Annotated in this window: 23 protein-coding genes; 17 read left to right on the plus strand and 6 right to left on the minus strand. The window is 66.0% G+C overall.

Annotated elements, in window-relative coordinates:
* The first annotated feature begins 320 nt into the window (after window positions 1–320).
* From ACT3S2_RS12125 to ACT3S2_RS12180, 12 genes are all read left to right on the plus strand, one after another.
* Complete coding sequence (locus tag ACT3S2_RS12125) at window positions 321–941, plus strand: hypothetical protein (RefSeq protein WP_444561749.1); 621 nt, start codon at window positions 321–323, stop codon at window positions 939–941.
* A gap of 200 nt (window positions 942–1,141) precedes the next feature.
* Window positions 1,142–1,888 carry a hypothetical protein gene (locus ACT3S2_RS12130; RefSeq protein WP_444555146.1) on the plus strand — a complete coding sequence of 249 codons (747 nt, stop codon included), beginning with the start codon at window positions 1,142–1,144 and terminating at the stop codon, window positions 1,886–1,888.
* Between the two features lie 14 nt (window positions 1,889–1,902).
* Window positions 1,903–2,877 carry an HAD-IIA family hydrolase gene (locus tag ACT3S2_RS12135; protein WP_444561750.1) on the plus strand — a complete coding sequence of 325 codons (975 nt, stop codon included), beginning with the start codon at window positions 1,903–1,905 and terminating at the stop codon, window positions 2,875–2,877.
* 50 nt (window positions 2,878–2,927) lie between these two features.
* Complete coding sequence (locus ACT3S2_RS12140) at window positions 2,928–3,104, plus strand: hypothetical protein (RefSeq protein WP_444555144.1); 177 nt, start codon at window positions 2,928–2,930, stop codon at window positions 3,102–3,104.
* On the plus strand, window positions 3,101–3,898 hold the full coding sequence (locus ACT3S2_RS12145; protein ID WP_444555143.1) for a TlyA family RNA methyltransferase: 798 nt from the start codon (window positions 3,101–3,103) through the stop codon (window positions 3,896–3,898). The genes ACT3S2_RS12140 and ACT3S2_RS12145 overlap by 4 nt, the downstream gene beginning before the upstream one ends.
* A gap of 96 nt (window positions 3,899–3,994) precedes the next feature.
* A complete protein-coding gene (locus tag ACT3S2_RS12150) occupies window positions 3,995–5,005 on the plus strand; it encodes an NAD kinase (RefSeq protein ID WP_444555142.1) in 1,011 nt (336 codons plus the stop codon).
* Window positions 5,002–6,741, plus strand: a complete 1,740-nt coding sequence (gene recN, locus ACT3S2_RS12155; RefSeq protein WP_444561751.1) for a DNA repair protein RecN — start codon at window positions 5,002–5,004, stop codon at window positions 6,739–6,741. The genes ACT3S2_RS12150 and recN overlap by 4 nt, the downstream gene beginning before the upstream one ends.
* A 63-nt stretch (window positions 6,742–6,804) precedes the next feature.
* Entirely contained in the window at window positions 6,805–8,493 is a 1,689-nt protein-coding gene (locus ACT3S2_RS12160) for a CTP synthase (RefSeq protein WP_444555140.1), read from the plus strand.
* A gap of 3 nt (window positions 8,494–8,496) precedes the next feature.
* Window positions 8,497–9,162, plus strand: coding sequence for an NUDIX domain-containing protein (locus tag ACT3S2_RS12165; protein WP_444555139.1), 666 nt, complete (start codon window positions 8,497–8,499; stop codon window positions 9,160–9,162).
* A 21-nt stretch (window positions 9,163–9,183) separates the two neighbouring features.
* Window positions 9,184–10,167, plus strand: coding sequence for a site-specific tyrosine recombinase XerD (xerD, locus tag ACT3S2_RS12170; RefSeq protein WP_444561752.1), 984 nt, complete (start codon window positions 9,184–9,186; stop codon window positions 10,165–10,167).
* An 18-nt stretch (window positions 10,168–10,185) separates the two neighbouring features.
* Window positions 10,186–10,743 carry an NUDIX domain-containing protein gene (locus tag ACT3S2_RS12175; protein ID WP_444555138.1) on the plus strand — a complete coding sequence of 186 codons (558 nt, stop codon included), beginning with the start codon at window positions 10,186–10,188 and terminating at the stop codon, window positions 10,741–10,743.
* Window positions 10,744–11,015: 272 nt separating this feature from the next.
* Entirely contained in the window at window positions 11,016–12,560 is a 1,545-nt protein-coding gene (locus ACT3S2_RS12180) for an NAD-dependent epimerase/dehydratase family protein (protein WP_444561753.1), read from the plus strand.
* 8 nt (window positions 12,561–12,568) lie between these two features.
* Here ACT3S2_RS12180 and ACT3S2_RS12185 read toward each other — a convergent pair whose 3' ends face one another.
* From ACT3S2_RS12185 to ACT3S2_RS12200, 4 genes are read right to left on the minus strand one after another with little or no spacing between them, the layout of a single operon-like run.
* The gene (locus ACT3S2_RS12185; RefSeq protein WP_444555136.1) at window positions 12,569–13,711 is read right to left on the minus strand and encodes a bifunctional 2-methylcitrate synthase/citrate synthase; all 1,143 of its coding nucleotides are present in this window, start codon (window positions 13,709–13,711) and stop codon (window positions 12,569–12,571) included.
* Window positions 13,712–13,713: 2 nt separating this feature from the next.
* Window positions 13,714–14,664 (minus strand): methylisocitrate lyase, encoded by a 951-nt coding sequence (gene prpB / locus ACT3S2_RS12190; RefSeq protein ID WP_444555135.1) that lies wholly within the window; start codon window positions 14,662–14,664, stop codon window positions 13,714–13,716.
* A complete protein-coding gene (locus ACT3S2_RS12195) occupies window positions 14,665–16,182 on the minus strand; it encodes an MmgE/PrpD family protein (protein WP_444561754.1) in 1,518 nt (505 codons plus the stop codon). It abuts the gene before it with no gap.
* Window positions 16,179–16,829, minus strand: coding sequence for a GntR family transcriptional regulator (locus ACT3S2_RS12200; RefSeq protein WP_444555133.1), 651 nt, complete (start codon window positions 16,827–16,829; stop codon window positions 16,179–16,181). Before ACT3S2_RS12200 ends, ACT3S2_RS12195 begins: the two co-directional genes overlap by 4 nt.
* Window positions 16,830–16,991: 162 nt before the next feature.
* Between ACT3S2_RS12200 and ACT3S2_RS12205 the strand changes: the two genes are divergently transcribed.
* Window positions 16,992–18,887, plus strand: coding sequence for a propionyl-CoA synthetase (locus ACT3S2_RS12205; RefSeq protein ID WP_444555132.1), 1,896 nt, complete (start codon window positions 16,992–16,994; stop codon window positions 18,885–18,887).
* A 20-nt stretch (window positions 18,888–18,907) separates the two neighbouring features.
* Here the strand turns inward: ACT3S2_RS12205 and ACT3S2_RS12210 are convergent, their stop codons facing one another.
* Both ACT3S2_RS12210 and ACT3S2_RS12215 read right to left on the minus strand, forming a co-directional pair.
* Window positions 18,908–19,609, minus strand: coding sequence for a response regulator (locus ACT3S2_RS12210; RefSeq protein ID WP_444555131.1), 702 nt, complete (start codon window positions 19,607–19,609; stop codon window positions 18,908–18,910).
* Window positions 19,599–21,323 (minus strand): sensor histidine kinase, encoded by a 1,725-nt coding sequence (locus ACT3S2_RS12215; protein WP_444555130.1) that lies wholly within the window; start codon window positions 21,321–21,323, stop codon window positions 19,599–19,601. Before ACT3S2_RS12215 ends, ACT3S2_RS12210 begins: the two co-directional genes overlap by 11 nt.
* Before the next feature lie 153 nt (window positions 21,324–21,476).
* Here ACT3S2_RS12215 and ACT3S2_RS12220 point away from each other — a divergent pair, with 153 nt between their 5' ends.
* From ACT3S2_RS12220 to scpB, 4 genes are all read left to right on the plus strand, one after another.
* Window positions 21,477–22,850, plus strand: a complete 1,374-nt coding sequence (locus tag ACT3S2_RS12220) for a cation:dicarboxylate symporter family transporter (RefSeq protein ID WP_444555129.1) — start codon at window positions 21,477–21,479, stop codon at window positions 22,848–22,850.
* 227 nt (window positions 22,851–23,077) lie between these two features.
* Entirely contained in the window at window positions 23,078–23,974 is an 897-nt protein-coding gene (locus tag ACT3S2_RS12225) for a ParA family protein (RefSeq protein WP_444555128.1), read from the plus strand.
* Between the two features lie 26 nt (window positions 23,975–24,000).
* A complete protein-coding gene (locus ACT3S2_RS12230; protein WP_444555127.1) occupies window positions 24,001–24,873 on the plus strand; it encodes a segregation and condensation protein A in 873 nt (290 codons plus the stop codon).
* Complete coding sequence (gene scpB / locus ACT3S2_RS12235) at window positions 24,870–25,475, plus strand: SMC-Scp complex subunit ScpB (protein WP_444561755.1); 606 nt, start codon at window positions 24,870–24,872, stop codon at window positions 25,473–25,475. Before ACT3S2_RS12230 ends, scpB begins: the two co-directional genes overlap by 4 nt.
* Window positions 25,476–25,487 lie beyond the last annotated feature (12 nt).

Genomic DNA, 25,487 nt, shown 5'->3' on the forward strand with positions numbered 1-25,487 from the left:
TATTTTAGTAGTTGAGGCCCTCAGCCCTTGGTTGAGGGCCTCAACTCGTTAACGGCACCTGTTGGTATCCCGGCAGCCGCCAGTTCCGCCTCGTCGGCAAACTTACGGACGATTCGTCTAAGATTGAGTTAAAGTACTTTTCCCCTTGGGCACTTCCGAGGGGCCCGAGCAGTAACCCAGATGCGGCATGGCCGGATCTCAGAGAGGAACGGCCACCGTGGCTGACGAACGCAATAATTTCCGAGGCCCGCGGGACGATAAGTCCAAGGGAGCCGGCGGTAAGGACCGCCCAGGCCGCGAGGGCGGTTTCCGCGGTGGGAATGATCGTCGTGAAGGTGGCCCGCGCGGTGGCAGTGATCGTCGTGAGGGTGGCTACCGTGGCGGTAGCGATCGCTCCGAGGGTGGCTTCCGCGGTGGGAATGATCGTCGTGAGGGTGGCTTCCGCGGTGGGAATGATCGTCGTGAAGGTGGCCCGCGCGGTGGCAGTGATCGTCGTGAGGGTGGCTACCGTGGCGGTAGCGATCGCTCCGAGGGTGGCTTCCGCGGTGGGAATGATCGTCGTGAAGGTGGCTTCCGCGGTGGCAGTGACCGACGTGAGGGTGGTTACCGTGGCGGTAGCGATCGCTCTGAGGGCGGCTACCGTGGTGGGAATGATCGTCGTGAAGGTGGCCCACGTGGTGGGAATGATCGTCGTGAAGGTGGCTTCCGCGGTGGGAATGATCGTCGTGAAGGTGGCTTCCGCGGTGGGAATGATCGTCGTGAAGGTGGCTTCCGCGGTGGGAATGATCGTCGTGAAGGTGGCCCACGTGGTGGCAGTGACCGTAGCGAGGGTGGCTTCCGCGGTGGCAGCGACCGTCGCGATGGCGGTTACCGTGGCAAGCCTCAGCGCTCCGAGGGAGGCTCCCACAACAGGCATCAGTCAGCTCCACCTCGTGAACTGAAGCGCGGTGACGACACCAGGCGCAATTTCCCCGGTCTGGAAGAAGGGGAACGCCCCGCGCACAACCCTGCAGACCTGCGGGTCTCCAACAGGGCCGACCGCCCGCGCTCTCCCGAGATCGATTCCGATGTCACGGGGAAGGAACTGGACCGCATCACGCGCGCCGAGTTGCGCTACCTCGACGAAAAGAACTTTGATTGGGTGGCCAAGCACCTGGTGATGGCCGGGCGTCTGATAGATTTCGAACCGGAAATCGCCTATGAGCACGCCATGGCCGCCAGCCGGCGCGGTGGGCGTGTTGCTGTCGTGCGCGAAGCCGTTGGCCTCACTGCCTACACCGCAGGCAACTACGCCGAAGCTCTTCGCGAATTCCGCACCTTCCGGAGGATCAGCGGCTCCAACATCCATCTTCCTGTCATGGCCGACTGCGAGCGTGGACTCGGTAAGCCGGAGAAGGCGCTGGAGACGGCCCACAGTGAAGAAGCGACGACATTGGACACTCCTGGACGTGTGGAAATGGCCATCGTGGCTGCCGGGGCCCAGTCCGACCTCGGCAACAGAGACGCTGCCGTGAGTGAACTGCAGATTCCACAACTCGACATCAACCGGGCGTTCTCCTTCAGCCCCCGCCTGTTCGAGGCCTATGCGATGGCACTCGAAGCGGTGGGGAAGCAGGGCGAAGCCGAACTCTGGCGTCGACAGATTTCCCTGGCTGAACGTGCCCTTGGAGTCGGCGAATTCCAGGATCCGGACATCATGGATCTTGGTGACGACGAGGACTCCATCGAGGATGACAAGCCCCGTGCACGGGACTTCATCAACCACGCAGGCACGAGCCCGGAAGCGGCAGGAGACACCTCCGACAAGGCCGCCGAGGCATCCTCGAGCGTCGGCTCCGACTCCACCGAGTCGGATACTGCCTCGAGCGCTCCCGAGCCGGAACAGTAGGAGCCGAGCGCGTCATGTTGATTTCCTGCTTCGACGCCGTTCTTTCGGATCTGGACGGAGTCGTCTATACCGGGCCCAACGCCATCGAAGGTGCCCCCGAGGCATTGGGACGTTTGGCCGGTATGGGCGTCGAGCTTGCCTACATCACCAATAATGCCTCGCGGTCCCCTGAAGTGGTTGCGCGGCATATCCGCCAACTCGGGGCTCCCGCCGAGGCAGGTACGGTCTTCGGTTCGGCCGATGCCGGCGCAGACCTCCTGGCCGAGCGCATTCCTCCCCAGAGCAAGGTCCTCGTGGTGGGTAGCGCCTACCTGCGTGATTGTGTGGTGTCCCGCGGCATGACACTGGCGGAGTCTGCCGAGGAATCCCCGGCAGCAGTCATCCAGGGGTTCGACCCGGATGTGAACTGGTGCGATCTGGCCGAAGCAGCCCATGCGCTGAACGCGGGGGCGATGTGGGTGGCCACGAATACCGATATGACCATTCCACGGGCCCGCGGGCTTGCCCCGGGCAACGGAGCCCTGGTGCGGGCGGTATCCTCGGCGACTTCGGCGGAACCGCTCATCGCAGGCAAGCCAGAACCCCTGCTTTTCCAGGTTGCCGCGGAGCAACTCGAGGCCTCCAAACCACTGGTGGTCGGCGACCGTCTAGATACCGACATCCTCGGTGGCAACCGTGCCGGGTTCGCCACGGCCGTGGTCCTCACCGGGGTGGACGATCCTGCTGCCGTGCTGGGGGCCCCGGCAGATCAGCGGCCCAGGTTCCTGCTGGGAACCCTCGCGGAGCTGTACCTAGACTATCCGATCGTGCAGGCCACCGGGAAACAGATCGTGTGCGGGCACTCCCGTGCCGGGGTGGAGAATGGGAAGATCACCGTGGAGGGTTCGCGGGAGGACCTCACTAGCTGGCGGGCAGCGTGCTGTGCCTGGTGGTACGCGAATCCGCATGCAACGGAGCGGACGACGCCGGAAATCAGCTTCAACTCATAAGGGCGCCGGACGGCGTCGTCATCGCCGCCCTGCAGACCAGGAGGACCCCCATGGACACCCCAGAAGACGGACCGGACACCGACACGACCGGTGATGCCGTTGTTGATGCACAACTCGAATCGCTGAAGGCGGTGGACGGGCTGCCCGCAGAAGACCACGAGGCGGTCTATTCGAAGCTGCACGAAGCTCTGCAGCGCACGCTCGATGAGGACCCTTCCGAAGCATGAGCAGACTCGACCAGGAGCTCGTCGCCCGTGGCCTGGCCCGTTCACGGACCCATGCCGCCCAGCTGATTGCCGATTCCCGGGTGAGTGTCGATGGCCAAAAGGTCACCCGGGCGGCGAAGGCCGTGGCGGAAGCCCAGGACCTGGCCGTCAGCGAGGCCGAGGGAGAGGAATACGTCAGCCGGGCCGGACATAAGCTCGCCGGCGCGCTGGGGGTCTTCACCGACGTGCTGGTCCGGGGCCGTCGGTGTCTGGACGCGGGAGCATCGACCGGTGGATTCACGGAGGTCCTCCTGCGCAACGGCGCCGGGCAGGTGGTCTCCGTCGACGTCGGACACGACCAACTCGTGCGCCAGATCCGCGATGACCCGCGGGTCGATGTGCACGAGGGGATGAACATCCGCGGGGTGACCCGCGAGATGATCGGTGGTCCCGTCGACCTCGTCGTCGCGGATCTGTCCTTCATTTCACTGCGTCTGGTCGTAGGCCCCCTGGCCGGGGTGACCCGCCCGGGTGGGGACCTGGTCCTGATGGTCAAACCCCAATTCGAAGTGGGACGGGACAACCTCGGGCGCACCGGTGTGGTGACCAGCGCGGAATTGCGCCGCCGGTCCGTCGAAGGGGTCGTCCAGGCGGCTCGGGAGGCGGGACTGTCCCTGGCCGGCCTGGCCCGCAGTCCCTTGCCCGGACAAGACGGAAACGTGGAGTTCTTCCTGCGGCTGAGCCGCGTAGCCACCGCAGACCTTCCACAACCGGACGCGGAGACCCCCGCATTGCCAGAAGTTGACTACTCTTGAAGGGGACCCGTTCCGGCCGGACGATTCCGTGTCAGGAACCGGGCAGAAGCACGCCTTCGTCTACCGTGAAGTAGGTTCACAAAAGGGAAGGAACGCATGAGACGAATACTCGTCCTGGCGCATACCGGGAGGGAAGACGCCCTGAGAGCGGCGTTGGATACCTGTCTTCGGTTGCGTGACTCCGGGCTCATCCCCGTGATGCGACGTGACGAACTCCGAAACCTGCGCAACGCCCCCGATGGCAAGAGCCTCGAAGTGCAGATCCTCGACGAAGACGTCTCCCTGAGCGATATCGATCTCGGCATGGTCCTCGGCGGCGATGGCACCGTGCTGCGTGCGGCGGAAATGGTGCGCGAATCGGCGGTCCCGCTGTTGGGCGTCAATCTGGGCCATGTCGGATTCCTGGCCGAGAGCGAGCGGGCTGATCTACGCCATACCGTCGACTGGGTCGTGAACCGGCACTACGTGGTCGAGGAACGCATGGCCATCGATGTGCAGGTCTGGCTCGGAAACCGGAGGATTGCCCATACCTGGGCCTTGAACGAGGCCGCCGTGGAAAAGGCCAACCGGGAACGGATGATCGAGGTCGTCATGGAGGTCGACGGCCGCCCCATCAGCACCTTCGGATGTGATGGGATGGTCATGGCCACGCCGACCGGCTCGACCGCTTATGCCTTCTCCGCCGGGGGACCGGTGGTCTGGCCCGGTGTCGAGGCCTTGATCCTGGTGCCGATTTCCGCCCATGCACTGTTCGCCAAACCACTGGTGGTCGCCCCGACGTCGACCATGGCGATCGAGATGTTGACGCGTACCGATGCCAGCGGAGTGCTGTGGTGTGACGGCCGCCGCACCCTGGATCTGCCGCCCGGATCCCGCGTCGAAGTGACCCGCTCCACGAAACCCGTGCGACTGGCCCGCGTGAACCGCACGCCGTTCAGCGAGCGGCTGGTCCGCAAATTTGAACTGCCCACCAGCGGTTGGCGTGGCCCCGTGGATGATGCACACCGTGATACCGCCACGTCCTCGCTACCGGTGGTGACCTCGCCCCTGCAAGTCATCGAGCCCCGCCACTACCAGCCGCGTCCCGATACGGAGCAGCACCCATGATCGAGGAGATCCGCATCTCGGACCTCGGCGTCATCACCAGGGCCACACTGGAACTGGATCCGGGCTTCACCGTCGTGACCGGCGAAACCGGTGCAGGCAAGACCATGGTCGTCACTGCCCTGGGGCTCCTCCTGGGCAACCGGGCCGACGCCGGTGCCGTCCGCCACGGAGCCAAGCAGGCAGTGGCCGAGGCAATATTGCGTCTGCCCTCCGATAGCCCGGCTTTGGCGCGGGCCGAAGACAGCGGTGCCCTGGTTGAAGAACACGCGGGGGATGCCGAGCTGATCCTGGCGCGCATCCTCAGCGCCGAGGGCCGGAGCAAGGCCGCCGTCGGTGGCACGGCCGCTCCGGTCGGGTTGCTCTCGGAACTGGGTTCCCACCTGGTGGCTGTTCATGGGCAAAGCGACCAGCTGCGTCTGCGCAGTGCGGTGGCCCAACGTGAATCCCTCGACAAATTCGGCGGTCCCGAGCTGGCCGCTGCGCGCTCGGCCTACCAGGAGACCTTCGATGGCTGGAAGGCCGTGTCCGTGGAGCTGGAGGAGATCACCTCCGCATCCCGTGAGCGGGCCCGCGAAGCGGAATCCCTGCAGCTGGCCTTGGAGGAAATCGATGCCGTTGAACCACTGCCCGGCGAAGATGAGGACCTCAAGGCCGAGGCCCAGAAGCTGGGGAACGTGGAAGGACTCCGTTCTGCTGCCGTCACCGCCCACGCGGCACTCAGTGGAGATGAATTCAGCGAGGACCCCAACGCCGTCGGCCTGGTCGAGGTGGCCCGGCGTTCCCTCGAGCTCGTCGCCGATGACGACCCCGAGCTGCAGGCGCTCGGGAACCGGGTCAACGAGATCGGCATCCTGGTCGCCGATGTGTCCATGGAACTGGGTAGCTACCTGGGCACCTTGGACGGGGACGGACCCGGCCGGCTGGCCGAGGTCGAGGAACGCCGTTCGGCCCTGAACCAGCTGATCCGGAAATACGCTCCCACCATCGACGAAGTCATCAGTTGGTCCGAGACGGCCCGGAGGCGGCATATGGACCTGCAGGATGACACCGGACGGGTTGAGTCGCTCCAGGCCCAGCTGGACGGCTTGCAAGGGCGGCTGACGGAACAGGCTGCGGCACTCAGTGCCCTTCGCCGTGACGCCGCACAGCGGCTCTCCGAACGCGTCAGCTCCGAGCTGATGGCGCTGGCGATGCCCGATGCCCGTTTCGTCGTGGAAGTCACTGACGCCGAGGAACCGGTCAGGCATGGGGCCGATCAGATCTCGATGCTGTTGCAACCCCATGCCGGCAGCGCTCCCCGCCCCCTGGGCAAAGGGGCCTCGGGCGGCGAACTATCGCGGGTCATGTTGGCGATCGAGGTCGTGCTGGCCGAAACCGACCCGGTTCCGACGTTCGTCTTCGACGAGGTCGACTCCGGCGTGGGCGGCAAGGCGGCCGTTGAGATCGGAAAACGGCTGGCCATGCTGGCCCGTCATGTCCAGGTGATCGTGGTGACCCACCTGCCCCAGGTCGCCGCCTACGCCCAGCGCCATATCCGCGTGATCAAGAACTCCGATGCCCAAGCACAGGAAGGCGCGGGCTTCACGGCCAGCGACGTCGTCCGGCTCGAGGAAGGCGATCGCGTCCGTGAATTGGCTCGCATGCTGGCCGGGGCCGAAGACTCCGACACGGCCCAGGCACATGCGGAGGAATTGCTTGAAAGCGCTCGTCAGGCCGTATCGAGCTTCGTGACATAGCTTTTCCGGACGCGGATACCAGCGTCCGGGAGATAGATTGACGACAACCCGTCCAGCAAATAGATGATAGGCTCGAACCCCGTGGTGCAGCGAACAATTTCCAAGTCCCGGTCCGAAACTACCAAGCAGATCTTTGTCACCGGTGGTGTGGCGTCGTCCCTCGGAAAGGGGCTGACGGCTTCCAGCCTCGGTCACCTGCTGCGGGCACGTGGCCTCACGGTGACCATGCAGAAACTGGATCCATATCTGAACGTGGATCCCGGCACGATGAACCCCTTCCAACACGGCGAAGTCTTCGTCACCGATGATGGGTCCGAGACGGATCTCGACATCGGCCACTACGAACGCTTCCTGGACGAGAACCTCGACGGTTCGGCCAACGTGACCACGGGACAGGTCTACTCCCGGGTCATCGAAAAGGAACGTCGCGGTGACTACTTGGGTGATACCGTCCAGGTCATCCCGCATATCACCGACGAGATCAAGCGTCGCATGCGGCTGCCGTCCGAGGCGGAGGACGCCCCCGACGTGATCATCACCGAAATCGGTGGCACCGTCGGAGACATCGAATCGCAGCCCTTCCTCGAATCCGCCCGTCAGGTCCGCCAGGACGTCGGCCGGAATAATGTGTTCTTCGTTCACGTGTCGTTGGTGCCTTATATCGGCCCATCCCACGAGCTGAAGACCAAGCCGACCCAGCACTCGGTGGCGGCATTGCGCTCGATCGGCATCCAGCCCGACGCCCTGGTGATCCGTTCGGACCGCGAAATCCCGACTGAGATGCGGGAGAAGCTCGGCCGCACCTGTGACGTCGATCCGGAGGCAGTCATCAACTGCGCCGATGCCCCGAGCATCTACGACATCCCCGTGACGATCCACGACCAGGGACTGGACGCCTACATCGTGCAGTCCCTGGGCCTGAAGTTCAAGGATGTCGACTGGACCCAATGGACCCGCCTGCTGCATGCGGTCCATCACCCGGACCATGAGCTCGAAGTGGCATTGGTCGGCAAGTACATCGAGCTACCCGACGCCTACCTTTCCGTCACCGAGGCGCTGCGCGCCGGCGGATTCGCCAACGGCGCCCGGGTCAAGATCCGCTGGGTCCCTTCCGACGACTGCGCCACCGAGGCAGGAGCCAAGAAGTCCCTGCACGGGGTGGACGCCATCTGTGTTCCCGGAGGCTTCGGCATCCGTGGGCTTGACGGCAAACTCGGGGCCTTGAAATTCGCCCGCGAAACCGGCATGCCGACCCTGGGCCTGTGCCTGGGCCTGCAGTCGATGGTCATCGAATACGCCCGCAACGTCGCCGGCCTGGCCGAGGCGTCCTCGACCGAGTTCGAGCCCGATTCGGTGCACCCGGTCATCGCCACGATGGCCGAACAGCAGCACATCGTCGACGGCGAGGGCGATTTGGGAGGCACGATGCGTCTGGGGCTCTACGACGCGACCCTGGGCGAAGGCACGGTCGTGGCCGCGACCTACGGAGCCACGCAGGTCTCCGAACGCCACCGCCACCGCTATGAGGTCAACAACAACTACCGCAAGCAGTTGGAGGAAGCCGGACTGGTCTTCTCGGGGACTTCCCCGGACGGCGACCTGGTTGAATTCGTGGAACTGCCGGCCGAGAAGCACCCGTACTACGTCTCCACCCAGGCGCACCCGGAACTGAGCTCGCGTCCGACCAGGCCGCACCCGCTGTTCGCCGGGCTGATCAAGGCGGGGCTGGACCACCAGAAAGCCGGTCGATAGACCATGGCGACCCCCGAGCGACAGGACGCGGGACCGGTAGACGAAATCAGTCGGCGCCGCGTGCTCCACTCCGAGTCCGTGTATTCGGGGCGGATCTGGAACGTGCTGCAGGACACCTTCGAACTGTCCGAAGGTGGCCAACCGCTGGTGCGTGACTACGTCGCCCACCCGGGAGCCGTGGCGATCCTGGTTCTGGATGACCAGGACCGGGTCCTGTTGGTGCGTCAATATCGCCACCCGGTGGGCATGCAGCTATGGGAGATCCCCGCGGGACTGCTGGACATGGAGGGGGAGCTGCCCCAGCATGCGGCGGCCCGTGAACTGGCCGAGGAAGCAGACCTGACGGCCGGACGGTGGGAGGTCCTGGTGGATATGTTCAATTCACCGGGTTCCTCCAGCGAGGCATTGCGCGTCTACCTGGCCCGTGACCCGCAGTTGATTCCTGCCGGCCAGCGTTTCGAACGCACCGAGGAAGAAGCGGAAATGCAGTGGGAATGGGTTCCGCTCGCCGAGGCCGTCCAAGCGGTATTGGCCGGAAACATCCACAACCTTTCGGCGGTTGCCGGGGTCATGGCCGCGGCCACCGCCAGGGCCCAGGACTTCACCGGCCTGCGCCCTGCCGACGAACCATGGACGGCCCACCCTCGTCTGCGGGCTTCCGGGGGATAGGGATCGGGTGAGCACATGTCCATGGCCGTGACACCGGAACCGGCAGCCACCGGTGACGGCGGGGGGATTCCCGGACCGCTGGCTCGAGAGCTGGCCTCCTACCTCCAGCACGTCGCCGTCGAACGGGGGATGGCGGCCAATACCGTGGCCGCCTACCGCCGGGACCTGCAGCGCTACGCCACGTTTCTCGCCGGCCGGGACATCGAGTCCGCGGCGGGAATCACCCGCCATCATTTGACCGAGTTCACCCAATCCCTGCGTGACGGATCGGATGGAGGGGCCCCTCTCAGCGCCCGTTCGGCGGCTCGTTGTGTCGTCGCGGTGAGGGGTCTGCACCGGTTCTGGGCCCTGGAGGGGACCACCACCGACAACCCGGCTGCGGATCTGCACCCCCCGGCCGCCGGGCAGCGCCTGCCCAAGGCCATCAGTGTTGCCGAGGTGACCTCGATCCTCGAGGCGGTTCCCACCGACTCCGAAGCAGGTCTCCGCGACCGGGCACTTCTGGAGTTCTTGTATTCCACCGGTGCGCGCATCAGCGAGGCCGTGGGCCTGGACGTCGATGACCTGCATCTGGAACGCCCCGCCGATGGTCCTGCGGTCGTTCGTCTGTTCGGCAAAGGCTCCAAGGAACGCGTGGTCCCGCTGGGATCCTATGCCGCCGCGGCGCTGGAGGCCTATCTGATCCGGGGACGCCCCGGCATGGCCGCCAAGGGCCAGGGAACACCCGGGCTGTTCCTGAACCTCCGGGGCGGTCGGTTGAGCAGGCAGTCTGCCTGGTCGGTGCTCAAGGTCGCCGCCGAACGCTCAGGCATCGGGAAGGACGTCTCCCCGCACACGCTGAGGCATTCCTTCGCCACCCATCTGCTTGAAGGCGGAGCCGATGTGCGGGTCGTCCAGGAACTGCTCGGCCATGCCTCGGTGACGACCACACAGGTCTACACCATGCTCAATGCCCAGACCCTCCGCGAGGTGTACGCCGCCACGCACCCCCGGGCAAACCACTAGGAACGGATCTTCGACATCATGGCACCCACACCGGCAACCCCACCCGTGCAGGTCGTCCTGTGCCTGCCCATCCTGAATGGGCTCACCGGACGCCAAGTGCTCCTGGGGCTGAAGCAACGGGGCTTCGGCGCCGGCCACGTGGTGGCCCCCGGAGGGAAGATCGAGCCGGGGGAGAGCCCGGCCCAGGCGGCGGCACGGGAACTGCACGAGGAAACCTCGGTGCTCACCGATCCGGCCACGCTGGAACCTGCCGCCCGGGTCTATTTCCGTTTCCCGGCCAACCCCGCGGCGGATATGGACTGCCAGGTCTTCCTGACCACGGAATTCTCCGGCATGGCCGCCGCCTCGGACGAACTCCTCCCGGGCTGGTATCCGGTCGGGCACCTGCCGTTGGACCGGATGTGGGAGGATTCCCCGCTGTGGCTGGACCGGCTGTTCCGTGGTGAACGCTTCGATGCCCTGGTCCGGTTGGGTGATGACAACGAATCGGTGGCGCACTTTGCCACGATTGCCTGGCCGGAGGGCACAATGCCTGATGCCCCTGCCACGGAATCCGATTTCCCCACCCCGGCATAACGCGTCTCGGGACCAAGCCTTCGCGGGCGGGCCCGGCAGGACGGCAGCCAGGGGCGGCGTTCATAATCTAGTGGATAAGTAGCCTAGGAGACCTGACTCCTCATTTTCGAGGCCCTGCGATGTCCCGAACGACCAATCATCGTCGTCGATGGCCGAACGCCCGCGGTTCGGGCAGGATGTCTGCAAGGGGGTGTCGGTCCAATGCCCGGACTCCAGCTGCCACCGGGGGACCGCCCCGAGGCGGAAGGACGGTTTTCAACGGAAGGACACCGATGCCGGTCGGGGCTCATCAGGCAGGGGGCACACGCCGCGCCGTGCCGAAGAGGACGGTCTTCCTGACGGGGGCTAGCGGATCGATGGGTTCCGCCGCACTGGCCGAACTGGTCCGACGCCGGGACAAGTTCGACCTCGTGATACTGGTCCAGCATTCGCTCCGGGCCCGGCGTGCCTTGCGGCGCTACATGGCCATGCCCGGACTCCGGATCATCTGGGGCGACCTGCGTGACTACGCCGCGGTGCTCGAAGGGGTCGACGGAGCCGATTACGTCCTCCATGCGGCCGCCCTCATTTCCCCGGCCGCGGATCGTGATCCGGTGGCCACCGATCAGATCAACGTCGGGTCGATCATCAACATCCTCCGGGCGATCCGGGCACAACCCGATCCCGATGCCGTGCACCTGGTGTCGATCGGCTCCGTGGCGATGACGGGCAGCAGGCTGCCGCCGATCCATTGGGGACGTGTGGGGGATCCGATCGCCCCGGCGGTGGGGGACCACTACGCCGTCAGCAAGATCGAGGCGGAACGGCTCGTCGTGGAATCCGGCTTGGCCCACTGGGTCTCACTGCGCCAGACCTTCATCTGCATCCCGCGATTGTTGAGCCTCCTGCACCCGATCCTGTTCCACCAGCCGTTGGACACCGTCTTCGAGCTCGTGACGGCACGTGACTCGGGCCGGCTGTTGGCCAACGCCTGCGAGGAGGGGGTCGGAGGCGACTTCTGGCGCCACGTCTACAACATCGGTGGTGGCGAGGACTGCCGCGTGGGGTACCTGGAATACCTGGACCGGGTGTTCAGCAGGTTGGGCCTGCCCCCGAGCCGGAAACTCTTCCGCCGTTCGTGGTTCGCGTTGAAGAACTTCCATTGCCAGTGGTTCCTTGACTCGGACGTCCTCGAAAAGCACCTGGAATTCCGCCGCGACGGCTTCGAGGAATATCTTGACCAGGTCGCTTCACAGGCCTCCTGGTACCTGAAGGCAGGGGTCGCGCGGCTCGTGCCGGGCTGGCTGCTGAGGGAGCTGCTGATGAAACGGATCGCCAGAAGGCCCGAAGGACCTCTGCACTGGATCCAGGGAAACGACCACGAGCGCATCGCGGCCTTCTTCGGGACGCGCACAAACTGGGAATCCATTCCCGGATGGGCGGAGGAGATCGGCGAACCCGGCCCGCCACGATCGCTCAGCCACGGCTTCGACGACCAGCTCCCCGACGCCGAACTCGGGGTCGTCCAGGCGCAATCGGCCGCGGCGTTCCGTGGAGGCGAGTATCTGGGGTCGTCCCTGGAACCCGGTGAGCTGCATACCCCGGCCTTCTGGCGGTGCGCCTTCGGCCACGAATTTTCGGCAACCCCCTACCTGGTCCTCCGCGCGGGGCATTGGTGCCCGGAATGCCAGGCACCTCCGTGGGACTTCGACCGGATCGCCGCCGTGAACCCCTTTTTCGCGCAGGTCTGGCCGACCGCCGAGCACCGGGGCCCCGACACGGAGAACGGCGGTGCCGAACCCCCGTTGGGGGCCGACACCGCCGTCGCCGGAGAGTAGATCCGGCGCTAGAGCTCGCGCTGATCCGGGCCGTTGTAGGCCGATAGCGGGCGGATCAGCGCGTTGTTGGCGCGCTGTTCCATGATGTGCGAGGTCCAGCCGGAAATACGCGAGGCGATGAACAACGGGGTGAACATCTGGGTGTCGAAGCCCATCAGGTGGTACGTCGGCCCCGCGGGGTAGTCGAGGTTGGGCTTGATGTCCTTCGCCTCGGCCATGGCGGACTCCAGCCCGTCATACAGTCCCAGGATCTCGGCGCGGCCGTAGTAGGCGACCATGGCATCGAGTGCCTTCTTCATGGTGGGCACCCGGGAGTCGCCGTTCTTGTAGACGCGGTGTCCGAAGCCCATGACCTTCTTCTTGGCGGCCAGGGCCTCCTCCATCCACTTCTTGGCGCGGATGGCCGCGTCCTCGCGGGTCTCGTCCTTGCGGATGCCCAACTCCTCGAAGGTGTCCATGACGGCTTCGTTGGCACCCCCGTGCAGGGAGCCCTTCAAGGCACCGATGGCCCCGACGACCGCCGAATGCATATCCGACAGGGTCGAGGTGATCACCCGTGCGGTGAAGGTGGAGGCGTTGAACGAATGCTCCGCGTAGAGGACCATCGACACCCGGAAGGCGTCCACGACCTCCGCGGGTGCTTCTTCTCCGTTGGTCATCCACAGGAAGTTCTGCGAATAGTCCAGATCATCACGCGGGGCGACCACGTCCTGGTTCCGGCGACGACGCTGGTCGTAGGCCAGGACCGCGGGGAAACGGGCCAACAACGACTTGGCCTTTTCCAGTTCCGCCTCCGGGGATGCGTCCTCGGCCAACGGGTGGTTGGCCCCGAGCACCGAAACTGCGGTCCGGGCCACGTCCATCGGGTGGCAATCCAACGGCAACAGGTCCACTGCGGCCTTGACGTTGTCCTGCAAGGCACGATTGGACCGCTCGAAGGAGACGAACTCCTCCAGTTCCGAGGCGCTGGGGAGTTCCCCGGTCCACAGAAGCAACGCCACTTCCTCGAAGCTCTTCCGGGCGGCCAGGTCCTGGACCGGGTAGCCACGGTAGAGCAGGGAATTGGTCTCGGGGTTGACCTTGGAGACGGCGGTGTAGTCGACGACGACCCCGGCCAGGCCCTTTTTGATGTCGGTCTCGGTTTCGCTCATGCTTACTGCTCCTTTGAACCCGATGGGAGATTTGCGCCATTGCCGTCGATCTCGAGCCCGGGGACCTGGAAATTGAAGATCCCGGTATCGAAGCGGTTGTACGCTTCATAGTCCACCAGATCATACAGCCGGGCGCGGGTCAGCATCTGCGGGACCTGCTCCTGCTGGGTCCCCTGGGCGCTGATGGTGTCCAGGACGCGCTCGGCGGCACCCATGGCGCTGCGCAGCAAGGTCACGGGGTAGATCACCAGGGAGACGCCGGTCGCGGCCAGTTCGTCACGGGTGAACAATTCCGATTTGCCGAATTCGGTCATGTTCGCCAGCACCGGCACATCCACGGCTTGGCAGATGGCCTCGAACTCCGAGAGGTCCTTCATCGCCTCGGGGAAGATGGCGTCCGCTCCCGCATCGACCAGGGCCTTGGCCCGCTCCACGGCGGCCTGCAGCCCATCCACGGCCCGCACATCGGTCCGGGCCATGATCAGGAAGTTAGGATCCCTGCGGGCATCGGCGGCGGCAGCGATCCGCTTGACCATGGTCTCCAGATCCACGACGTTCTTGCCATCGAGGTGGCCGCAGCGCTTCGGGTTGAACTGGTCCTCGATATGGCAACCGGCCAGACCTGCATGCTCGAGTTCCTGGATGGTGCGGGCCACGTTCATCGGTTCACCGAAACCGGTGTCGGCATCGACGATCGCCGGAAGATCGGTCATCCGGGCGATCTGCCCGGCCCGGCCGGCTACTTCACTCAGCGTGGTCAGCCCGACATCGGGCAGACCGAGTTCGTTGGCGAGCACGGCACCGGAGATGTAGACGCCGTCGAACCCCTTTTCCTCGATCAACCGGGCCGAGAGCGGGTTGAAGGCTCCGGGGAACTGGCGGGCAGTCCCGGGGACCAGCATCTCGCGCAGGGCGCGGCGCTTGGCCTCGGCGGTGGTGGTGGAATACAACATCTAGAACAGTCCCTTCGGTGCGGCGGCAGCGTCGATGACACCCGGTGCTGCCACGATGTTCAGCTGGTCCATTTCCCCTGCGGCCAGCTCGGGCAGCCGCTCGGCGGTCGCGATGAAACGCTCGATCTCCTCCGGGGCGACCATTCCTTCGGCCAGCGAGCGGAACTTGTTGATGTACTGTTCGCGGGCGAACGGACGGGCCCCGAGGGGGTGGGCGTCGGCGACGGCGATGTCATCGGTGATGACCGTGCCGTCATTCAGCGTGATCTCCACTGATCCGCCGAAGGCCTTCTCGGCGATGTCCTTCGAATGGTAGCGGCGGGTCCATTCGGCATCTTCTTCGGTGGTGACCTTATGCCACAGTTCCACGGTGTCGGCCCGCCCGGCGCGCTCGGGGGCGTAGGAATCGACGTGGTGCCAGGAGCCGTCCTGCAGGGCCACGGTGAAGATGTACGGGATCGAGTGGTCCAGCGTCTCTCGGGAGGCGGTCGGATCGTACTTCTGCGGGTCGTTGGCGCCGGAACCGATGACGAAGTGGGTGTGGTGGCTGGTCTTGATCAGCACGGACTTCACGTTCGCCGGGTCGGTGGCCTCGGGGTGTTCGCCATGGAGCTTGCGGGCCAGGTCGATCCACGCCTGTGCCTGGTACTCGGCGGAGTGCTCCTTGGTGTAGGTATCCATGATCGCGCGCTTGGTTTCACCGGGGGCGGGCAGCGGCACCGTGTAGGAGGCGTCGGGTCCGTCGAGCATCCAGGCGATGACGCCGTCCTCGCCTTCGTAGATCGGCACGGGGGAGGTCTGGCCGCGCATGGCACGGTCGGCGGCCTCGACGGCCATCTTGCCGGCGAAGGCCGGGGCGTGGGCCTTCCAGGTGGAGATCTCGCCCTTGCGCGACTGGCGGGTCGCCGTGGTGGTGTGCAGTCCCTGGCCGACGGCCTGGAAGATGGTCTCGACCTCGAGACCCAACAGGGTGCCGATTCCGGCCGCAGCGGAGGGGCCGAGGTGGGCGACGTGGTCGATCTTGTGTTCGTGCAGGCAGATGGACTTCACCAGGTCGACCTGGATCTCGTAGCCGGTGGCGATGGCGCGCACGACGTCGGCACCGGTGGCACCGGTGTGCTGGGCGACGGCGAGGATCGGAGGGATGTTGTCGCCGGGGTGGGAATACTCGGCGGCCAGGAAGGTGTCGTGGTAGTCGAGTTCACGCACGGCGACCCCGTTGGCCCAGGCAGCCCACTCGGGGGAGACCTTCTCGGTGATCCCGAAGACCGATGCGCCCGCGCCGCCGGAGCTGGGTGCGTGGCAGAGGGCCTGGGCGCGGGCGGCGATGATGGGGCCGCGGTTCAGCGAGGCCACGGCGACCGAGGCGTTGTCGATCACCCGGTTGATGACCATGTCGGTGACCTCGGCGGAAACCTCCACCGGATCGGCGGCGACGGTGGCGATCTTATGGGCCAGCTGCTCCTCGCGGGGCAGGTTCTCTTCCGAACGGTAGACGCGGACTGGGTGGTTGATCATGCTGAAGCCTCTTTCGGTAGGGCATGGGATTTGATGTGTTCAAGACTGTTGTGCAGGTGCAGCAGCGTGGCGGCCGACGCGAGTCCGGGATCCCCGGAGGCCACGGCTCGGGCGATCTGGGCGTGTTCGCGGGCCGAGGCACGCAGTCGCGCCGGGGCATCATGGGAGAGTCGGCGCAACCGGGCCAGATGCACGCGCAGGCCCTGGAGGGCCTGGGCCAGATAGGCATTGGATGCGGCGTCCTCGATGGCGGCATCCAGCTCGCCAGCCAAGGAATAATAGCCATCGCGCTCGGCGGCGGCACTGAGCGTGCGGGCCGCGGCGTCGAAGCGTCGGGCCAGTTCGTTGAAGACGGCCGGGCTGCCGGTCCTGGCTGCGCTGCGTGCGGCTTCGACCTCCAGGGCCCGGCGGAGCGAAAACAGGTCATCGACATGGTCCAGGGAGACATCGGAGACCACGACCCCGCGACCTCGTTGGGATACGGCCAGACCATCCGCTGCCAGCCGTGACAAGGCCTCCCGCAGCGGTGTGCGGGAAACGCCGAGTCGTTCAGCCTGCTCCACCTCACCGAGCACCGAGCCCGGCGGCAGGGCCCACGAGACGATGTCCCGTCGCAGCGCCGCGTAGGCCTTATCACTTGCCTTCATACCATCAGTGTATACAAGAACTCGAGATGATGCCCAGAGGATTGGGGGTCCTATCGAGTTTTCGTGAGTAGATTCGGGATCTATGTATACATAATGGTTGAGCCTCTGTGACCCGGGCCATAGAGTGGGCCCATTACCTGCCCATCTACGAGGGAGTGCCTGATGTCTGACTACCGTGAAACCTATGCCGCCAGTACCGAGGATCCCGCCGCCTTCTGGCTGGAAGCGGCCACGCTGGTTGACTGGAGCACCCGCCCCGAACGCGGGCTGGACGACTCCCGGGCACCGCTGTACGGATGGTATCCGGACGGGAGGCTGAACCTCACCGTGAACGCCTTGGACCGCCATGTGGCCGCCGGTCGCGGGGACCAGGCGGCCCTGGTCTACGATTCCGCGGTCCTGGGGACCCGGCGCAGTTACACCTATGCGGAGCTGCTCGACGAGGTCTCGCGCTTCGCCGGGGTCCTGCGGGACCGGGGGATCGAGGCGGGGGACCGGGTCATCCTGTATCTGCCGATGATCCCGCAGGCCGCGATCGCCATGCTGGCCTGTGCCCGGATCGGGGCCGTGCACTCGGTGGTCTTCGGCGGGTTCGCCGCGAAGGAACTGGCGGCCCGGATCAACGATTGCCGCCCGAAGGCCATCGTCACCGCCACCGGCGGGGTCGAACCGGCCCGCCGTGTCGAATACCTGCCGGTGGTTGCCGAGGCGATGGAGACGGCGGCACATAAAATGGGCACCGTCGTCGTGCACCACCGTGAGGGCTTCCAGCACGACCGTTCCGAATACGGAGGCACCCCTGCCGGGTGGCTCGATTGGGAGGACCTCACCGCAGCGGCCGAGCCCGCGGGCCCGGTGGACATGGCCGCCGGGGACCCCCTCTACATCCTCTACACCTCCGGAACGACCGGGTCCCCCAAGGGAGTGGTCCGCGATACCGGCGGGTACGCGGTGGCCATGGCATGGTCGATGCGCAACATCTACGGAGTCGAAGCCGGCGAGACCATGTTCACCGCCTCCGACGTCGGTTGGGTGGTGGGCCACTCCTACATCGTCTACGGGCCGCTGATCGCCGGGGCGACGACGGTGCTGTACGAGGGCAAGCCGGTCGGCACCCCCGATGCCGGTGCCTTCTGGCGGGTCGTGGCAGAACACGAGGTCGACGTCATGTTCACGGCCCCGACCGCGCTGCGGGCGATCCGCAAGGCGGACCCTCGGGCGGAACTGCTGGAGAACTACGACACCTCGCGGTTGCGGGCGCTCTTCGTCGCCGGTGAACGGCTGGACCCGGACACCTTCAGCTGGGCCGGAAAGGTCCTGGGGGTGCCCATCGTCGACAACTGGTGGCAGACGGAGACCGGCTGGCCGATCGCCTCCAACCTGCTGGGCCTCGAGGCACTCCCGATCAAACCGGGGTCCCCGACCGTGCCGGTCCCGGGATACCACGTGACGATCCTGGATCCGCTGGGCGAACCGGTCGGGCCCGGGCAGGAGGGGAACATCGTCCTGGAGCTGCCGCTGCCCCCGGGGGCGCTGCGGACCCTGTGGGGCAAAGACGAGCGCTACCGCTCGGCCTACCTCGACCAGTTCCCCGGCTTCTACACCACCGGTGACTCGGGCTACCTGGACGAGGACGGCTATCTCTATGTGATGGGTCGTACCGATGACGTGATCAACGTCGCCGGGCACCGGCTCTCCACCGGGGCGATCGAACAGGTCCTGGGGGCCCACCCCGCGGTGGCCGAATGCGCGGTCATCGGGGTGGCCGACGACCTCAAGGGCCAGAGCGCCTGCGGTTTCGTGGTGCTCAAATCGGGGATCTCCACCTCCGAGGAACAACTCGCCACCGAGCTGGTGGCCCTGGTGCGTGAGCGGATCGGACCAGTGGCCGACTTCCGCCGGGTCCGGGTGGTCGAGGCCCTGCCCAAGACGCGCTCCGGGAAGATCCTGCGCAAGACGATGCGTCAGATCGCCGACGGCAAGGCCTACTCGGTACCCTCGACGATCGAGGACCCCGCGGTCATCGAGGCGCTGCTGCCGTTCCTGCGGATGGAGTGAGGCGGCAGGATCGGGTGTGCCTACCGCCAACGGTATTCATATTCCGGCCGGCCCGGGGTGCCATATCGCGGTGACTTGATCGCCTGATCGGCCCCGGCAAGGTATTCCAGATAGCGGCGGGCGGTCACGCGGGACAGCTGCACGACGTCGGCGACTTCGGTGGCTGACAAAGCCGTCGGTTTGCTCTGGCGGGCACCGGAGACCGCCGCGAGCGTCTCCTCCTGCAACCCCTTGGGCAACCGGGTGGGGGCCACCGTGCGCAAGGCAGCCAAGGCGCTGTCGATCGAGGCCTGCGTGGCAGTGCCCTCCGCATCGGCAAGGTTGAGCCGGAAGTTCCGGTGGTTGTCCAGCCTCTCCCGGAACACGGCGAAGCTGAACGGCTTGATCAGGTACTGCGTCACCCCGGCCGACAGTGCCGTTTTGACCACGTGGAGATCCCGGACGGCGGTGATGGCGATGATGTCCACGGTATGCCCGCGGCCGCGGATCCGCCGCGCCACATCGAGGCCGTGGAGGTCGGTTAGATTCATATCCAGCAGGACCAGATCGATCGGGGCCCCGACGGTGGCCGCCGCGTCGAGCCTGGCGAGCGCCCCGCCGCCGGTGAGCACGACGGCATCGACCACGTAGCCCGGGATCCGGCGCACATAGTCTGCGTGGGCCTGGGCGGTCATCGGTTCGTCATCGACGATGAGCGTGCGCAATTCGCGGTCAGTGGCCATGGTCGACACCTCCTGATGATGGGTGGTCGGGGATCTGGCGGCCCAGTGGCAAGGTGATGGTGAAGATTGCGCCACCGTCGGATTCAACCTCGAGCGTTCCGTTGAGCCGGGCCACGGCCTGCCGGACAAGGGCCAGCCCGAGTCCGCGTCCCCCAGGAGCCCCGGGGCCCTTGGACGTGCCACCGAGACGGAAGATCTCCTCGAGCTGGTCGGTGTCGACCCCCGGCCCGGAATCGGCAACGGAGATGATCAGCATCTGGTCCGCCACCGAGAAGTCGGCCCAGACGGTGCGGAGCGGTGAGGTGGCGGCGGCATCGAAGGCGTTATCGAGCAGGTTGCCCGTCAAGGTGACCAGATCCCGGGCATCCAGCGCCCCCGGAGGAAGGTCCCCGCTGGCAGACATCGTCAAACGGATCCCGCGTTCGTGGGCCTGGGCCGCCTTGCCGATCATCAGGGCGGTCAGGAACGGCTCGTCGATGGACTGCACGAACTCGTCGGTGAGCCGCTGGGACTCGTATTGGTCCTGCACGGCGAATTCCAGCGCCTCCCGTTCGCGACCAAGTTCGATCATGGTCGCCACGGTATGGAGCCGGTTGGCATGTTCGTGCGTCTGGGCCCGCAGCGCCTCGGAGAGCGTCTTCATCGACTCCAGTTCCCCCGTCAGCGCCTGCAGCTCCGTGTGGTCACGCAAGGTGGCCACCGTGCCCAGCTGGCGCGGGGTTGGACGGGCCGCCGGCTCTCCCCGGCGCAGCCCACCGGACCTGCGGAACGGAAAGACGGGCGAAGGGCCGATATCCGGTTCGCTCGCGCGCTGTTGGCTGATCACCAGGATCCTTTCGCGGGTCAGATGGATCTCATCGGTGGCCCTGCGGCCCGACGCGAAGAGGTCCAGGACCGTCTCGGGTAGTCCCAGCTCCGCCACCGGAGCAGGTTTCAAGGCTCCGGCCGGCGGGAGCGCCAACAGGTCTGCAGCCTGGTCGTTGTAGAGCACGAGGCGACGGTGGTCATCAATGAGCACCAGGCCTTCGCGCAGCGAATGCAGTGCCGAATCGTAGTAGGCGAAGAGGCTGCGCAGTTCCTCGGGACCATATCCCAGGGTCACCCGGCGTAAATACCGACTGAGCAGCCAGGAACCGAGACTGCCGAGGATCGTCGCGGCCAGAGCCACCCAGAGGACCGTGGGCAAGGAGGCCGCCTGAGCCAGGGACAGGCTCTGCAGGGTCACCCCGACGGCGACCATCGCGATCACCCCGCCCCCGTCGTCGTGCACCGGGGCGATCGCCCGGACGGAGGGGCCGAGGGTGCCCTCGTATTCCTCGACCTGGCTGTGCCCGGCCAAGGCCTGATCGATGCTGCCGATATAGGGGCGGCCCAGCTCGTCGGGATTCGGGTGCGTGAACCGCGTGCGGTCGGGAGCCATGATCGTCACAAAGTCGACGTGTGCCATGGCATCGACCTTCCGCGTGTAGGGCTGCAGTGCGTCAGAAGGGGCAGGACCGGTGACGGAGTCCTCCACGAAGGGGTCGTTGGCGAGGGTCACCGCAATGCCGAGGACCCGGTCCGCCGTCGCCTCCCGGGCCTGGGTCTGTGCCGTGGCGTAGTTGCTTGCACTGACGGCGGCACAGATCAGGACGACCAGCAGCAGCTGGGCCAGGAACAACCGGCTGGCCAGCGAAAAAGTACCCTGCACCGTTGGATGTGCCTTCGCCGCCATGGGGTCCTCCTTGGAATCCGTCACCAAGTTTCGCACGGGGACCGGCGGACCCGGCGCGGAGACGCGTGACCAATATGAACGCAAGCGTGAGGTGAATCACTTTCGGTCCGACCATGGAGGGAACCCATATTTCGAAGAGCAGAAGGAGCCGGCATGGCAACGAAGCCAGCAGCATATGAACCCAGTCCCGGAAGCGTGGCGGCCGGTCAGCCTCCAGTGCGGAAGAAGGACAGGACCCACTGGCTGTACATCATGGTCATCATCGCCGTCGTCCTGGGCGCGACGATCGGACTGGTCTTCCCGGAGGTCGGCAAATCGCTCAAGCCACTGGGCACCGCTTTCGTCGCACTGATCAAGATGATCATCGCCCCGATCATCTTCTGCACCATCGTCCTCGGTGTCGGCTCGGTGGCCCGGGCCGCGACGGTCGGCAAGGTCGGCGGTCTGGCGCTGGGCTACTTCATCACGATGTCCACCTTTGCCCTGGCCATCGGCCTGCTCGTGGGAAACCTGATCCACCCCGGTTCAGGACTGCATCTGCAGCCCTACGATGCGGCCGCGGGGGATCAGGACAGCGGAACCGTTGATTTCCTGATGAGCCTGATCCCCGGTTCCATCCCGGTGCTGCCCACCCTCGTGCTGGCACTGCTGGTCGGCTTCGCCCTGCAGTCCATGGGCAAATCCGGGGAAGCGGTGCTCAAGGGCATCCAGCACATCCAGGGCGTGGTCTTCAAACTGATGATGATGATCATGTGGGCCGCCCCGATCGGCGCCTTCGGGGCCATCGCCGCAGTGGTGGGGGCCACCGGCTGGGCGGCCATCGGCTCCATGGCCATCCTCATGGGTTCCTTCTACATCACGTGTGCGCTGTTCATCCTCGTGATCCTGGGCTCGATCCTCAAGGCGGTGACGGGGCTGAACATCCTGAAGCTGATGAAATACCTGGCCCGGGAATACCTGCTGATCTTCTCCACCTCATCCTCCGAATCGGCCCTGCCGCGCCTCATGGCCAAGATGGAGCATGCCGGGGTCTCCCGGCCGGTGGTGGGGATCACCGTGCCGACCGGCTATTCCTTCAACCTCGACGGCACGGCGATCTACCTGACGATGGCCTCGCTCTTCGTCTCCACCGCCATGGGGATGCCCATGAACCTGGGCGAACAAATATCGTTGCTGGTGTTCATGATCATCGCTTCCAAGGGCGCCGCCGGAGTCACCGGCGCCGGACTGGCCACGCTGGCTGCCGGTCTGCAATCACACCGTCCCGAGCTACTCGACGGCATGGGAGTGATCGTGGGCATCGATAAGTTCATGTCGGAAGCCCGCGCACTCACGAACTTCACCGGCAACGCCGTCGCCACCTTGCTGATCGGCAAGTGGACCCGCGAAATCGATATGGAGCAAACCCGCGCGGTGCTCTCCGGCCAGCGCCCGTTCGATGAGCTCTCGCTGGAACCAGAGGCTTTCGAGGCCGAGGCCGAGGCGCAAGCCGGGCAAAACCTGCCCGAACCGGCGCTCACGCATTAGCCGCCTCATGCACCTCGCCGTCGACCGGTTCGGCCCATGGGGCGGACCGGTCGACCGCGCCCTTCCGGCGGTGGAAGCCGTCCGCCCGGGGTCAACCCTCGAGTTCAGCTTCAAGGTAAAGGCTCGCCGTTTGCCGGCAAACCTGCGCGGTTGCGGACCGTCGCAGCGATAGCCTAGAGGCTAGGCAGTGAGAGAAGTAAGCAACGATCGGAAGCGTGGTTCATACCGTGAGCGAGGAAAAGGGTTCGAGGACTCGGACAGCAGGGTTGCTGAAGGAGCCGCCGGTGGTCGGGCCCACCGGTCGACCCCTGACGAATTTCCCCGAACCACAGCCGTTGGAAAGCCACGGCCCGGCCCGCATCATCGCGATGGTGAACCAGAAGGGCGGGGTCGGCAAGACGACCTCGACCATCAACCTCGCAGCCGCGCTCGCCGAATACGGTCGTAAGGTGCTGTTGGTCGACTTCGACCCGCAGGGAGCCCTCAGCGCCGGATTCGGAACCAACCCGCATGAGCTGGACATCACCGTCTACAACGTGCTGCTCGAACGCAAGACCAGCATCCATGATGCGATCCTGGGCACCGACATCGAGAACATCGACCTGTTGCCGGCGAACATCGACCTCTCGGCCGCCGAGGTCCAGCTGGTCAACGAGGTGGCCCGTGAACAGGTGCTCGAACGGGCCCTGCGCAAGGTCTCCGACGACTACGACGTCATCCTCATCGACTGCCAGCCCTCGTTGGGATTGTTGACCGTCAATGCGCTGACCGCAGCCCACGGGGTGATCATCCCGCTGACCGCCGAGTTCTTCGCCCTGCGTGCCGTGGCCCTGCTGGTGGAGACCATCGACAAGGTCCAGGACCGGTTGAACCCCTCCCTGCAGGTGGACGGCGTCCTGGCCACGATGTACGACGCCAGGACCTTGCACTCCCGGGAAGTCATCGGCCGGCTCGTCGAGGCCTTCGGGGACCAGGTCTTCGAGACCGTCATCAAACGCACGATCAAGTTCGCCGACGCCAACGTCGCCGCCGAGCCGATCACCAGCTATGCCACCAACCACCCGGGGGCGGAGTCCTACCGGATGCTGGCCAAGGAGCTCATCAGCCGCGGCGGCGCCCCGTAATGAGGACGGCGGACCGTGCGGACACCGTGTCGCCGTCCGCCGCCCCCGACCCGCAGGGCAGCGGTGGCTTCGCCGTGGCCCTGGAGAATTTCTCCGGGCCCTTCGACGTGCTGCTGAACCTCATCGGCAAACACCAGCTCGACGTCACCGAGATCGCCCTGGCGAAGGTCACCGACGAATTCATCGCCTACCTGCGTGAGCTGCGCGACGGCGCGGGGGAGGGCGCCCTGGAGGAGACGACGTCGTTCCTGGTGGTGGCCTCCACCCTGCTGGATCTGAAGGCGGCCCGGTTGCTGCCCACCGGCGAGGTCGAATCCGACGAGGACATCGCCCTACTGGAGGCGCGTGACCTGCTCTTCGCCCGACTGCTGCAGTACCGGGCGTTCAAAGCGATCGCCGGGGAATTCTCCGACCGCCTCGCCGTCGAAGCCGAACGCTACCCGCGCCGGGTCTCCCTGGAACCCGGTTTCGCGGCCCTGCTGCCCGAACTGGTCTTCACCACCAGCGCGTCCACCTTGGCCCGGCTGGCCCGCAAGGCCATGGAACCCAAGCGGATCGAACCGACCGAAGTCGGCATCGAGCACCTGCACGCCCCCGCCGTGAACGTGCGTGAACAGGCCGAACTGATCGCCACCCGCTTGATCGGAGGCGGACAGGTCAGTTTCACCGAACTGGTGGCCGACGACTCCCGGACCCCCGTGGTGGTGGCCAGGTTCCTGGCGCTGCTGGATTTGTTCCGTGACCGGTTCATCGGCTTCGAGCAGGCAGGTCCGCTGGCGGAACTGTTGGTCTGCTGGAACCAGGATGCCGGGGCGTGGGACCCCGAAACCGTGACCGGGGACCATCAGCTGCCTCCACCCGTCGCGGCGGCCCCCGCGGCGGGGGAGGAGGGGCCATGACCGGCAACGACGCCGGGGCGCCGCCACCGCCCGAGGACCCCCACGTCGATGACCTTCCCGGTGGGGCGCGGGCGGCCATCGAAGCCGTGCTGATGGTCGCCGACGAGCCGGTGGCCCCGCAGCGGCTGGCCGAGGTCCTGGCGGTGGACGTCCAGCGGGTCCGCGAACTGCTGGCCGAGCTGCAGAACGACTATGACCTGCATCACGGTTTCGAGCTGCGCGAGCTTGCCGGAGGGTGGCGGGTCTATTCAAAACGTGACTTTGCTCCCGTTGTCTCCCGCTTCGTCCTGGACGGCGCCACCTCCCGTCTGTCCCAGGCGGCGCTGGAGACCCTGGCGGTGATCGCCTACCGCCAACCGGTCTCCCGCGCCCGCATTGCGGCGATCCGCGGGGTCAACGTGGACTCCGTGGTCAGGACCCTTTCGATGCGCGGTTTGGTCGCCGAAGAGGGGACGGATCCGACTTCGGGTGCCATGCTGTATCGGACCACCGGCTATTTTCTGGAAAGATTGGGGGTGGACAGCGTGGCGGACCTGCCGCAGCTCTCCCCCCATTTGCCCGGACTGGACGACCTCGAGCACTACGACGAGGACCCTTTCTAGGCCACCATCTCA

The organism is Arthrobacter sp. AOP36-A1-22 (assembly GCF_052377615.1).
Classification (GTDB): Bacteria; Actinomycetota; Actinomycetes; order Actinomycetales; family Micrococcaceae; genus Arthrobacter_H.